The 12,466-nt window shown below is 36.3% G+C and carries 11 protein-coding genes; 3 read left to right on the forward strand and 8 right to left on the reverse strand.

Features of this window, described 5'->3' with window-relative positions:
• Nucleotides 1-40: 40 nt before the first annotated feature.
• Complete coding sequence (locus E1171_RS17585; protein WP_155207367.1) at nucleotides 41-742, forward strand: TIGR04283 family arsenosugar biosynthesis glycosyltransferase; 702 nt, start codon at nucleotides 41-43, stop codon at nucleotides 740-742.
• Nucleotides 743-858: 116 nt separating this feature from the next.
• Here the strand turns inward: E1171_RS17585 and E1171_RS17590 are convergent, their stop codons facing one another.
• Together E1171_RS17590 and E1171_RS17595 are read right to left on the reverse strand one after the other, a co-directional pair.
• A complete protein-coding gene (locus tag E1171_RS17590; protein WP_155207368.1) occupies nucleotides 859-3,231 on the reverse strand; it encodes a ribonucleoside-diphosphate reductase subunit alpha in 2,373 nt (790 codons plus the stop codon).
• Nucleotides 3,232-3,352: 121 nt separating this feature from the next.
• The gene (locus E1171_RS17595; protein WP_155207369.1) at nucleotides 3,353-4,348 is read right to left on the reverse strand and encodes a ribonucleotide-diphosphate reductase subunit beta; all 996 of its coding nucleotides are present in this window, start codon (nucleotides 4,346-4,348) and stop codon (nucleotides 3,353-3,355) included.
• Nucleotides 4,349-5,239: 891 nt separating this feature from the next.
• On the opposite strand from E1171_RS17595, the gene rplU reads away from it, so the two are divergent.
• Nucleotides 5,240-5,551, forward strand: a complete 312-nt coding sequence (rplU, locus tag E1171_RS17600; RefSeq protein WP_155207370.1) for a 50S ribosomal protein L21 — start codon at nucleotides 5,240-5,242, stop codon at nucleotides 5,549-5,551.
• Between the two features lie 9 nt (nucleotides 5,552-5,560).
• Nucleotides 5,561-5,833: a 50S ribosomal protein L27 gene (rpmA, locus tag E1171_RS17605; RefSeq protein WP_155207371.1), complete on the forward strand. Its 273-nt coding sequence runs from the start codon at nucleotides 5,561-5,563 to the stop codon at nucleotides 5,831-5,833.
• A 73-nt stretch (nucleotides 5,834-5,906) separates the two neighbouring features.
• On the opposite strand, the gene E1171_RS17610 is transcribed toward rpmA, so the two are convergent.
• From E1171_RS17610 to E1171_RS17635, 6 genes are all read right to left on the reverse strand, one after another.
• The gene (locus tag E1171_RS17610; protein WP_155207372.1) at nucleotides 5,907-6,269 is read right to left on the reverse strand and encodes a hypothetical protein; all 363 of its coding nucleotides are present in this window, start codon (nucleotides 6,267-6,269) and stop codon (nucleotides 5,907-5,909) included.
• Between the two features lie 59 nt (nucleotides 6,270-6,328).
• The gene (locus E1171_RS17615) at nucleotides 6,329-8,194 is read right to left on the reverse strand and encodes a carbamoyltransferase family protein (protein WP_155207373.1); all 1,866 of its coding nucleotides are present in this window, start codon (nucleotides 8,192-8,194) and stop codon (nucleotides 6,329-6,331) included.
• A 637-nt stretch (nucleotides 8,195-8,831) separates the two neighbouring features.
• On the reverse strand, nucleotides 8,832-9,599 hold the full coding sequence (locus E1171_RS17620) for a LytR/AlgR family response regulator transcription factor (RefSeq protein WP_155207374.1): 768 nt from the start codon (nucleotides 9,597-9,599) through the stop codon (nucleotides 8,832-8,834).
• Entirely contained in the window at nucleotides 9,600-10,649 is a 1,050-nt protein-coding gene (locus tag E1171_RS17625; RefSeq protein WP_155207375.1) for a sensor histidine kinase, read from the reverse strand.
• A complete protein-coding gene (locus E1171_RS17630) occupies nucleotides 10,646-11,695 on the reverse strand; it encodes a sensor histidine kinase (RefSeq protein WP_155207376.1) in 1,050 nt (349 codons plus the stop codon). Before E1171_RS17630 ends, E1171_RS17625 begins: the two co-directional genes overlap by 4 nt.
• 200 nt (nucleotides 11,696-11,895) lie before the next feature.
• Nucleotides 11,896-12,466: hypothetical protein (locus tag E1171_RS17635; RefSeq protein WP_222931534.1), on the reverse strand; the 571-nt coding region annotated here is incomplete at its 5' end.

Raw genomic sequence — 12,466 nt, forward strand, 5'->3', positions numbered from 1 at the left:
ACTCCCAAATCATTTTTCCTAATTAAATCTGGGGCATATAATGTTAATCAGTATTATCATTCCTACTTACAATGAATCAGAACAAATTGAATCACTAATTCACCATCTCCAACACAAAACAGACCCCAACCATATCCTTGAAATCATTGTAGTGGATGGTAATAGCCAAGACGGAACCATAGAATTAGCTAAACAGGCTGGAGCAAAAGTTATTTCTGCTTCTAAAAAAGGAAGGGCATCTCAAATGAATGAAGGGAGTAGGCAGGCAAAAGGAGAAATTCTTTATTTTCTACATGGAGACACCTTCCCTCCTATAAATTTTTCTAAAGACATTCAGATGGCTATTCAAAAAGGAGCTAAATGTGGATGCTACAGCCTTTCATTTGACAAAAGTCATTGGTTATTAGAATTTATTGGGTGGTTAACCTCCTTTAATGTAAATGCCATTCGCTTCGGAGATCAAAGCTTATTTGTCACCAAAGACTGTTTTATTCAGGCTGGAGGTTTCAGTGAAGAAATGTTGGTGATGGAAGATCATGAAATTATTCCCCGATTAAGAAAATATGGAAAGTTTGTGGTGATGAATAAAACGGTACAAACCTCCACTAAAAAGTTTCAGGTCAATGGCACTGTTCGCCTGATGACCATCTTTGTTTATATTTATATACTGTATTATCTGGGTGCCTCACAAACTCGCCTGACCAAAGAATACAGACGACTTATAAAGAAGGGGAAAATTTAATGACAAAGAACTCTAAGAATTAAGAGTGAAAAAGGAATAATGGGGGCTAAAAAAATGAGGAGTTAGGAATAGACATTCCTAACTCCTCACAAATTAAAAAGAATTATTTCTATTTTTTAACTTCCACAGGCAATACAATCATCTGGATTATCCAAAGAACACATCATATCTGATTGATTTTGGGCTTGCAATTCTGCAGCTGTAGGTTGAACCTCTACCTTTTGTTTATCCACTGTGAACTTAATCGCATCAGCAGCGGCTTTAGTTCGAAGGTAATACATTCCTGTTTTCAGCCCCTTCTTCCAAGCAAAGAAATGCATGGACGTCAATTTACCGAAATTAGGATCCTGAATATGGACATTCAAACTCTGACTTTGATCAATGTAAGCCCCACGATCGGCTGCCATCTCTAGGATAGATTTTTGAGAAATCTCCCAAACTGTACGGTAGATATCCTTAAGGTTTTGAGGGATTTCTGGAATATCCTGAATAGAGCCATTAGCCGCAATCATTTTATTCTTCATCTCCTCATTCCAAAGCCCCAAGTCAATCAAATCTTTCAATAAATGCTTATTCACCACAATAAATTCTCCAGACAATACTCTTCTTGAGTAAATATTTGAAGTGTAAGGCTCAAAACACTCATTGTTCCCCAAAATTTGGGAAGTAGAAGCCGTAGGCATAGGAGCCAGCAATAAGGAATTGCGAATTCCATGCTTTTTCACATCCTGTTTCAGCGTATTCCAATCCCATCGTCCTGAATTTGGAGTTACACCCCACATATCAAACTGGAATATTCCTTTAGAAGCTGGTGACCCTTTAAAGCTATCATAATAACCATCCACTTTTGCCAAATCCTTCGAAGCGGTCATTGCTGCAAAATAGATCGTTTCAAAAATATCTTTATTCAAACCACGTGCTTCTTCTGAGTCAAACGGCATGCGCAATTTGATAAAAGTATCTGCCAATCCTTGAACACCTATCCCAATCGGTCGATGACGGAGGTTGGAATTCCTTGCCTCTTCTACTGGATAATAATTAATATCAATGATCTTATTCAGATTTTTAGTTATCACATAAGTGATGTCATATAATTTCTGATGATCAAACTTACCATCTTCCGTTACGTATTTTGGTAGAGCAATAGAAGCCAGGTTACATACTGCCACTTCATCCTCAGAAGTGTACTCCATAATCTCGGTACACAAGTTAGAAGACTTAATTGTACCTAGATTTTTTTGGTTAGATTTTTTATTAGCAGCATCCTTATACAAAATATAAGGAGTACCAGTTTCAATTTGAGCTTCAAGAATTTCGAACCAAAGGTCTTGCGCTTTTACAACCTTTTTAGCTCGTCCTTCGCGCTCATATTTTTCGTATAGTTTTTCAAACTCTTCCCCATAGGTGTCAGAAAGACCTGGACATTCATGCGGACACATCAAAGACCATTCTTCGTTATTTTCTACTCGCTTCATGAATAAATCAGAAATCCAAAGGGCGTAGAAAAGATCTCTGGCACGTAATTCTTCCTTCCCATGGTTCTTCTTCAACTGAAGGAAATCAAAGACATCGGCATGCCATGGCTCTAAATAAATCGCAAAACTTCCTTTACGTTTTCCGCCGCCTTGATCCACATAACGAGCCGTCATATCAAAGTTCCGCAACATAGGGACAATACCATTAGAAACCCCATTTGTACCTTTAATATAAGTACCTTTTGCTCGTACATTATGAATACTTAAACCAATACCACCTGCAGACTGCGAAATTTTAGCACACTGTTTTAAGGTATCATAAATACCATCGATGGAGTCATCCTTCATGGTCAACAAGAAACAAGAAGACAACTGAGGTTTTGGTGTTCCTGCATTAAACAATGTTGGAGTAGCGTGGGTAAACCACTTTTCAGAAAGAAGAGTATAAGTTTCGATAGCTGCCTCTATATCTTGCTTGTGAATTCCAACAGCCACACGCATCAACATGTGCTGAGGCCTTTCCACAATCTTACCATCCAACTTCATTAAGTAAGACCTCTCTAATGTCTTAAAACCAAAATAATCATATGAGAAATCTCTTTCGTATATGATGGTTGAATCAAGCAGAGCAGCATTGCTTTTTATTACCTCATAAACGTCTTTTGAAATTAAGGGAGCATTTTCTCCTGTCTTAGGATCTACATAGGTATATAGTCTTTTCATGGTATTGGAAAAAGACTTTCCTGTTTCTTTATGTAAATTAGAGATAGCGATTCGTGCGGCCAGAATTGCATAATCAGGATGTTGGGTAGTCATGGTTGCTGCAGTCTCGGCTGCCAACTGATCTAATTCTACAGTTGTTACCCCATCGTAGATTCCTGTAATCACCTTTTTGGCTACTTCCACAGGCTCGATATATTTCAAATCCAGCCCATAGCAAAGCCTTTCGATTCTCGCCGTAATTTTATCAAATTTGACGGATTCTCTTCGGCTATCTCTTTTTATTACTAACATGTCTTTCTGTTTTGGTATTGATCCTCAAAATATAATCGAAAAAGTATAATAAGCACACTAAAATCACATATAATATAAAAAAACTTACATGTCCCTTTAGGTAAAAATATCCTTTCAAAAACTAAAAATCCTCATCCAATGAGAACTTAGGCTTATCAACAGCCTCTTTCTCTTTTATCACACCCGCCTTTTGGTACTCGGCTACCCTCTTTTCAAAAAAGTTAGTTTTTCCTTGAAGGGAAATCAACTCCATAAAATCAAATGGATTAGTAGCATTATAAAATTTCGGACAATTAAGCTCTGCAAGTAAACGGTCAGCTACAAACTCAATGTATTGACACATTAACTCAGCATTCATACCAATTAATTTCACAGGTAAAGCCTCTGTCACGAATTCTTTTTCCAATTCAACAGCATCTGTGATTATTTTGGTCACTTTCTCCACTGGCAATTTATTTTGCAGGTGATTGTTGTATAGCAAACACGCAAAATCACAATGCAACCCTTCATCACGGGAAATTAATTCATTTGAGAAAGTCAGCCCTGGCATTAGCCCTCTTTTCTTTAACCAGAAAATAGAACAAAAACTCCCAGAGAAAAATATTCCTTCTACAGCAGCAAAAGCAATCAATCGCTCAGCAAAAGATCCTTGGTCTATCCATCGTAAAGCCCAGTCCGCTTTTTTCTTTACAAATTCAAGAGTTTCTACAGCATTGAACAAATGTTTCTTCTCCTGTTGATCTTTTACATAAGTATCAATCAATAAAGAATAGGTTTCTGAATGGATATTTTCAATGGCAATTTGAAATCCATAGAAGAATTTCGCCTCAGTGTACTGCACTTCAGCCACAAAATTTTCGGCAAGATTCTCGTTCACAATCCCATCACTTGCTGCAAAAAAGGCTAAAACATGAGAGATAAAATGTTTCTCCCCTTCGTTTAGGCCTTCCCAGTCGTTCAAATCCTGACTAAGGTCAATCTCCTCAGCTGTCCAGAAACTTGCTTCCGCTTTTTTGTAGAATTCCCATATATCATCGTGTTGTATTGGAAATAACACAAATCTACCCTTATTTTCCTTCAAAATAGGTTCTTCCGCCTCAAACGTTTTACCACTCATTTGTTACGATATTTCGATTTTTATTTACAGTATAACTTAGGATTTTCAATTAGGAAAGTTCAGACAAAGAAAAAGATGATCTCCGGACATGAAAGACAATTTTGGTTGATTAATATTTTTCTTCCTCTGTCAATCAAACCATAACGTTAAATTCGCCATTCCTGTTACCTTTCACTTTCTTCCCTTCAAACCCTTACAAATATGGTAAAATGGAGAATAAAATCAAAAAGTTCTAATTGGAGCCACTGACACCATTTCAGCAACAATTAACTGATAATCAGTTGTTTATATATTTGCAAGGTTTTATCTATACTTATTTTTTAATTATGGTTTTATAAAGACAATATCTCCAAAGTAAGGAATTAAATCAAAGTACATTTCCCCAACATCTCATAAGAAATCTCCTATTTATTCCATCATTTAAACATCCTCTTCAGGAAACTGTTTTATAGTTTCCCGGTCTTATTTTGAGCCATGTAATGACAATTTTTATGAAATCACCTTGTCCACTAATTCGCTTTAAATCCAAGAAAAGTTTTTACCAATAATTTAATTTCAACCTCCAAGTTTTAATGGCTCTACATTGTAAAATTTAAAGGTATTTTTTTTTTCAAAAAAAAATCAAAAATCTATTTATCCAAAGCATTTTTATCTTCGTAAATCCTCATTAAAAAGCAGACAAAAACCATAACACAGAGAAGGGTATTATATAAGTACACAAATGCTCAAAGATTTTATTAAATTTGTCTCAACCAAAGCCTTTAAGGAGTAAAAGAAAGAAAAATAATTAAGTGACTGTATAGTTGTATTTTAGTGTTAAAGAAAATATCTTTGCAGTCTATTTTGCGTTTCTCAAAATTAACGCGATCAAATTAAAAACACAGTTACACAATGTACGCAATCGTAGAGATAGCCGGAAAGCAGTTCAAAGTAACGCAAGATCAGTTCATCTATGCTCCTTTAATGGAAGGTGAAGCTGGCGCTTCCGTAGAATTCGACAAAGTATTATTGCTTGATGACAATGGTACAGTAGAAATTGGTGTACCAACCGTTTCAGGAGCCAAAGTAAGCGGAAAGATCCTTGATCATGTGAAAGGGGACACCGTTATTGTCTTTAAAAAGAAAAGAAGAAAAGGTTACAAGAAGAAAAACGGTCACCGACAAAGATTCACTAAAGTATTAATCGAAGGAATTTCTAAATAAGGTAAAAAAATGGCACACAAGAAAGGAGCCGGTAGTTCCAAAAACGGAAGAGAGTCGGAAAGTAAACGACTTGGCGTTAAAATCTATGGTGGTCAAGCGGCCATTGCCGGTAATATTATTGTAAGACAAAGGGGAACTAAACATCACCCAGGTAAAAATGTTGGTATTGGAAGAGACCATACCTTGTTTGCACTTACCGACGGAGTTGTTGAGTTCAAAAAAGGGATTAAAAACAGATCTTATGTAAGCATTCTTCCTTTCGAAACAAAAGGAGAAGCTTAAGAATAAGCTAATTAAAATAATAAACACCGTAGGCTAGCTTACGGTGTTTTTTTATGTCCTTTTTTTCAGAATTTCACCAGGGATTTTCAAAGCTTTCCTTATCAAAGGCCTTATCACCTTCTATATAAGTACTCTCTTGGGAATCACGTAACATGAGAGGATCCTTTTTACCAAACCATTTAGAAAATAAAGAAATGGGAAAAAGAAAAATATAGAAGATCACACTTAGAATTACCTTCGGCACCACCAAACTCAACAAATAAGCTAGTTTCATCCACAAATAATCAACTTTAACAGTCAAATAGTTGGAAAACACACCAACCAGCCCCATCAAAAGGGATACCCATAAGGCCCATTCCCAATTAAGAAATATAAATATCAACAAGAAGCCTATGGTTATGGTCAGCAAAGTTTTTAATGGGTCACTTTTTTGCATTTTCATCTTTTTAACATTTATGAACCTATTTTTTATCAATAAGAGTAACCAATCTTCATTCAATCCATTTTAAACTTCACCATCCACTTTTCTTTATCTTCCCAATCCTTTTGTTCTTTTTTAGAAAAAACATAGTCGTTGATCACCAAATAATCCATATCTGTACTCCTAAAACACCTATAGGCATCAAAAGGAGTACAAACAATAGGTTCTCCCCGCACATTAAAACTGGTATTTACCAAGAGTCCATACCCGGTTAATTGTTTAAAGTGATCGATCAACTTCCAATAACGGGGATTGGTTTCTTTATGCACACTTTGAATACGGGCGGAGAAATCCAGGTGAGTAACGGATTGTATGTCACTTCTTTGGAAATATAGTTTTTCCCATAAAGGCCAGCTATGATAATCCTTGGGAAGGTTTTTTCTGCGTTCTTCTTTCACTGGAGCAACTAAAAGCATGTAAGGTGACATTTCAGTGAGCTCAAAAAAATTAGACATTTCAGTATCCAGTACCGAGGGAGCAAATGGCCTAAAACCTTCTCTATATTTTATTTTCAGGTTCAATTTCTTTTGCATCTCAGGGTTTCGAGCATCCCCAAGAATACTCCGGTTTCCCAAGGCTCGTGGCCCAAATTCCATCCTTCCTTGAAACCATCCAACAACTTTTCCTTCTGCTATTTTGGAAGCGATCACCTTGGCTAATTCATCAAATTGATCATATTTCTTATACACCGCTTTTACTTTTCGGCAGGTGAGTTCTATTTCCTTATCAGAAAAATCAGGACCTAGATAAGCCCCTTCCATTTGATCTTGTTTTTTATCAACCCTTCTAGGCTCTTTAAAATAAAGGGCGCTTACAGCTAATGCAGCTCCTAAGGCTCCTCCAGCGTCTCCAGCTGCAGGTTGAATATAGACTTTCTTAAAGAGGTTAGCTTTTAATAATTTCCCATTTGCTACGCAATTTAGAGCTACACCTCCAGCCATACATAAATGGTCTGCGCCTGTAATTCTTTTTGCTTCTTCAGCCATTTTCAGGACAATTTCTTCGGTCACCCTTTGAATGGCCAAGGCTAAATCACAATGGTGTTGTTCAATTTTTTCCTCGGGCTTCCTTCGAGAAAAACCAAAAAGCCTTTCCCATTTTTTATGAGGAACCATTCTTAAGCCTGTAGCGTAAGAATAGTATTTTTGATTGAGCCAAACAGAACCATCATTATTGACTTTTACTAAATATTCTTTAATCAGTTTTTCATAGGAAGCAGTGGATTCCGATTGAGGGTTTCCGTAGGGAGCCAACCCCATTAGCTTATATTCACCTGAATTCACGGTAAATCCCAAGAAATAGGTAAAAGCAGAATAAAGCAATCCCACAGAATGGGGAAAATTCAATTCTTTTAGAAGTTTAATATCATTCCCTTTTCCCAGTCCAATAGAGGCAGTACTCCACTCCCCTACTCCATCAATTGTCAAAATAGCAGATTCTTCAAAAGGGGAAGGATAAAAGGCACTAGCTGCATGCGAAAGATGGTGTTCAGGAAATAATAACCTGATCTTCTTTTTATTGAAGGATTCTACCTTCCTGAGGTTATCGAAGATCAGTTTTTTAAGAAATAATTTTTCATTTAACCAAACAGGTATGGCTTTCAAGAAGGATATTAAACCTCTGGGTGCGAAAGCGTAGTAGGTTTCTAATAGCCTTTCAAATTTCAGTAGAGGCTTGTCGTAAAATACAATAGCATCCAGTTCATCTATCGATAAACCACTGTATTCCAAACAGTATTTGACGGAATGTATAGGAAAATCAGGCGTATGCTTGTCTCTTGTAAAGCGCTCTTCCTGGGCCGCAGCAAGAATTTTTCCTCCGATGCTGATTGCAGCTGCCGAATCATGGTAAAAGGCTGACAGGCCTAAAACTTTTCTCATTTGTTTGGATTTTAAAGGTCCTGGGGAAAATGTTGTGAGCACTTTGTTTGCTGTTAACACTCACTTAAGTTTTTGGAAAGCTAATTGAAGCGTTTTAGGAAATCAGTATCGAAAGGTCTCCGCACAAAACCAAAAACACACCTAATTTCAAAAGACATCTGGTACTTAAAGAAAGGCATTCATCATAATCTGTTCAAATGCTGATTTCCCTTTTCTTATATAACTGCTGATATCGATAAGTTTCCCAAAATTTTATACTGACGTTGAATTGGCTCATTCAGGACCAGAATAAGGGTGCTTCCTTAAGGATTATGGTTAGGAATTACCTTGTGAAATATCACTTCACCTCTCTTGAAAACAATTGTATTAGATAAAGGAATTAAAGTCTTTGAACAAAGTATATTTTCCTCGAACCTCAATCAGGAGGGGGAAATATTAACTATGCAATTATAATGGAATGGAGAGAGTATTAGGAAATTTGATTGAGGGTTTGGATATAGAATAAATCATTGCGATGGGTCGACAATTTTAGGCTTTAAGGAAACAACATGTCTATTTTATTAAACATAATGATAATATGGCATCACTTGAAATTTCTACTCAATTGGATTTATAAATTATATATCATTAATTTTTCCTATTGGTCCAACCAAAGTTTAAAATCTGACACCTTTTCACGGCTGACGATAATATCATTATCTTCATGATCAATTAAATTCAGTTTTAAACGACTATTGGAGTACGAAATGATATCCTGAATAGCATCAATAGCAATAATATATTTGCGGTTAATTCGGAAAAAGCGTTTTTTATCCACCATTTTTTCCACTTGCTCCAAAGAATAATCGATCAGATATTTACGGTCATCCTTTGCATAGATAAAAGTTGCCTTTTCCCTGCTTACAAAGTAGAGAATTTGTTCCACTTGGATTGACTGAATTCGCTCACCAGTTTTAACGACAAACCGACTTTTGGTATTAGGGTTCAGCATCTCTAATGCTTTTTCCAATTTGTGTAAATTGGGGACCTTTTGGGAGGGTTGATTCTTGGCAAAGAGGGCTTTATATTTCTCCATTGCTTTACCCAACTCCTCGGGATCGATAGGCTTGAGCAAGTAATCTATGCTATTTACTTTAAATGCTTTTAAGGCATATTCATCGAAAGCAGTGGTAAAAATAATGGGGCACTTCACTTCTATTTTATCGAAAATTTCAAAACTTAATCCATCAGCCAATTGAATATCGAAAAAGGCCAGATCAGGAGCCGAGTTATGCTTAAACCATTGCACAGCTCTCTCCACCGATTCAATTTTTTGCAACACTTCGACAGACCGATCCAATTTTTGAATAATCTTTTCCAATCGATTAGCAGCTAATTGCTCATCTTCGATAATTAGTATATTCATTTAATTAAAATTTAAGGTAGGAATAAGTACACTGAAATTTTCGGTGTCTTCAATAATTTCCACCGACCGATCAGACAAATATTTATAACGTTCTTTGATATTCTGCAAACCCAGGCCTGAAGATTCATAGACCGGAATGTTCTTTTTTTGTAGTTTATTTCGAACCGTAATAAAACCCTCCTTTTCAGTTAGGATTTCAATCATCAAAGGCTTGTCAGAAGAAATAATATTGTGTTTTATGGCATTTTCAATTAACATTTGTAGGGACAAGGGAGCAATTGCCCCTTCACTCTTCCTAGGGATATCTATTGAAAGATGAAGGTTTTCACCAAACCGCACTTTTTGAAGGAAGGCATAGGATTTAATAAAATCAAGTTCATCTTTTAACTCAACCATCTCATGTTTCCTGCTTTCCAGCACATAGCGGTAAACCTGGGAGAGTTGCTGAATAAATTTCACCGCTTTTTCCTGATCCTCATACACTAAATTAGAAAGCACATTAAAACTATTAAAAAGAAAATGTGGATTTACCTGGTTCCTTAAAGCCTCGTATTGAGAAGAAAGGATCTGGGCTTTTAACTTCTCGGCATTAACAGCCTCCTCCCGCCATGCTTTTAAAAATGATATCACATGAAAAATCAGATGAATAAAAAGAGCAATAGCACATGCTAATCCAAGATTCCTAAAAACCCATTGGGAGTTCATAAAATTTGCACCAAATCCAAATACCAAATAGAAAAAGGCAGTGAGAACAGACATGCTTACTGCGGTATATAAAAAAATCGACATTAAAGCTATCCCCAAACTTTTAATAGGTGCCTTAAGCCATCCTACTCTTTTTGAAATGTGAATTCCGATCCATTCATGCCCATAACTCTGGCTAACCATAATACTGCTACAGTAAAGCGTAGAAATGATTACATGCTCTAAGTCACTAAAACATGGACTGCAAATCAAATAACTTATTAAGCCCCCAATAGCTACTAAGGAACCTACCCTCCAGTAGTGGCGACTAGTGTTTCTTTTTATGCTTTCATCTCTATTACTCATGGATTGTCAAACTTGATAACCGGAATTTTGACTGTAAAAACGTCATCTTCTTCCAAAACCTCAACCATTTTATTGGAAAGAAATTCATATTGATTTTTTATCTTTTCCAATCCTATTCCAGAAGACTCAACCGAAGATTTGTTCTTTTTTTCCTGCAAATTATTTCTCACCTGGATAAAACCTTCTTTATCATCAAAAATTTCAATCAGTAAAGGTTGGTCCGAAGAAATAAAATTATGTTGAATAGCATTTTCAACTAAAATCTGAAGAGACTGGGGAGTAATTCCTATGGTAGACTCCTCCGGTATATCAATTCTAAATCTGAGGTTATCCCCAAAACGCATCTTCTGAATAAAAAGAAATGATTGTAAAAAGGCCAATTCATCCTTCAAGAGAACCACCTCATTTTTTCTGCTTTCCAAAACATAGCGATATACCTGCGATAGTTGCACAATAAATTTATCCGCTTGATCTTGATCTTTATATACAAGGTCAGTAAGCACATTTAAGCTGTCGAATAAAAATTCGGGATTCACCTGATTTTTAAGACTCTGGTATTGAGATGACAAATGTTGAGCCTTTAGTTTTTCCCCTTGAACTGCTGTTTCTCTCCAGGACCGAAGAAATTTTGCTCCATGAAGTATCAAATTCATCAATAAGGAAACACCAGCTGAAAAAGCCACTGCAACCCAAAATCCTTTGAAGGTAAAAAATCCAGTATTAAAGTTAAAGCCCCATTGGGCCAGCCCATTTATTACTACCAAACATAACAGAGAATAAAAAAACATGGCCACCAGGCCAATTAAAAGACATTTAATAGGAGCTTTCAACCATCCGATCTTTTTATCAATTAAATGACTTATCCAGCTTTGCCCATAACTATGACTTACCCACAAACTAATGGAATATATAGATGCATAAAAGGTCAAAGTATGGTTTTCCTTAAAACATGCTTCACATAAAAAGTAAAGGGTTACAATTCCCGCCACTATTAATAAAAGTAATTCCAGGAATACGTGGAAAAAATTGAGGGGTGTTTTATTCATTTTAAGTTTTTCTGAAATATGATTTTTAGGAATTATTCAATTATTAGTCCTCCATCCGAACGTTAAAATCCTTTATCCTACAACCCGAGATCAAAAATCATCTTTACATCCTACAATATGCATGAGGTAAATGGTAAATTCCTAATTTGAGACACCAATTTCTAATGCTCTAACTCCTAAAATTTAATTCCTAATTAAAACTAGCCCTTACACTTCTTTTGAAAATCCAATGCTGACTTTTTTCCCCAGGTAGGCATCAACTCCCCGGTCACTGACACACTATCGAATAGTTCTAAAGCTATTGATATTAACCCACAGGCTTCGGAGTTGTCCTGTCCAAAAAATTGGGCCACTCCCATTTGCATTTGGCCTAACAGTAAAAGAACCCTTGGATTTTGAGGGGCAATTTCCTGGGCTTTATTTAGTGCCCGAAGAGAAAGACCGGAATATTTTTGTCCCCGACTTGCCGGATCTACAGTTAATCGGATCATATGAAGAAAGCCTTCTAAGGCTAAAACTTCTGCCCTATCTTTTTCCATAGCCTCCATTTGTTGAATTTGGTCAAGGGCTTTATCCAAGTAATTGTCTACTAATGTCCCATTTTCAGCGCCTGTACCCATAAAAATATACCCCAATCCCATATAATAGCGTGGTAGCCATTCTTCTTTCTCCTTTTGAGCGATCCTATCAAAACGATTCACAACTTCTTGTAATTGTTCTACAGAAGTGGCTTGGTAAAGGGCTTTTATATTTTGGCTCATATGAGCCTTA

It is taken from the genome of Xanthovirga aplysinae (assembly GCF_009711365.1).
Classification (GTDB): Bacteria; Bacteroidota; Bacteroidia; order Cytophagales; family Cyclobacteriaceae; genus Xanthovirga; species Xanthovirga aplysinae.

Excerpts from the sequence above, each read along its gene's own strand:
- E1171_RS17620 (WP_155207374.1), bottom strand. The coding sequence starts at position 9,599 with ATGAATATACTAATTATCGAAGATGAGCAATTAGCTGCTAATCGATTG.
- E1171_RS17590 (WP_155207368.1), bottom strand. The coding sequence starts at position 3,231 with ATGTTAGTAATAAAAAGAGATAGCCGAAGAGAATCCGTCAAATTTGAT.
- E1171_RS17595 (WP_155207369.1), bottom strand. The coding sequence starts at position 4,348 with ATGAGTGGTAAAACGTTTGAGGCGGAAGAACCTATTTTGAAGGAAAAT.
- E1171_RS17615 (WP_155207373.1), bottom strand. The coding sequence starts at position 8,194 with ATGAGAAAAGTTTTAGGCCTGTCAGCCTTTTACCATGATTCGGCAGCT.
- E1171_RS17630 (WP_155207376.1), bottom strand. The coding sequence starts at position 11,695 with ATGAATAAAACACCCCTCAATTTTTTCCACGTATTCCTGGAATTACTT.
- rplU (WP_155207370.1), top strand. The coding sequence starts at position 5,240 with ATGTACGCAATCGTAGAGATAGCCGGAAAGCAGTTCAAAGTAACGCAA.
- rpmA (WP_155207371.1), top strand. The coding sequence starts at position 5,561 with ATGGCACACAAGAAAGGAGCCGGTAGTTCCAAAAACGGAAGAGAGTCG.
- E1171_RS17610 (WP_155207372.1), bottom strand. The coding sequence starts at position 6,269 with ATGCAAAAAAGTGACCCATTAAAAACTTTGCTGACCATAACCATAGGC.
- E1171_RS17585 (WP_155207367.1), top strand. The coding sequence starts at position 41 with ATGTTAATCAGTATTATCATTCCTACTTACAATGAATCAGAACAAATT.
- E1171_RS17625 (WP_155207375.1), bottom strand. The coding sequence starts at position 10,649 with ATGAGTAATAGAGATGAAAGCATAAAAAGAAACACTAGTCGCCACTAC.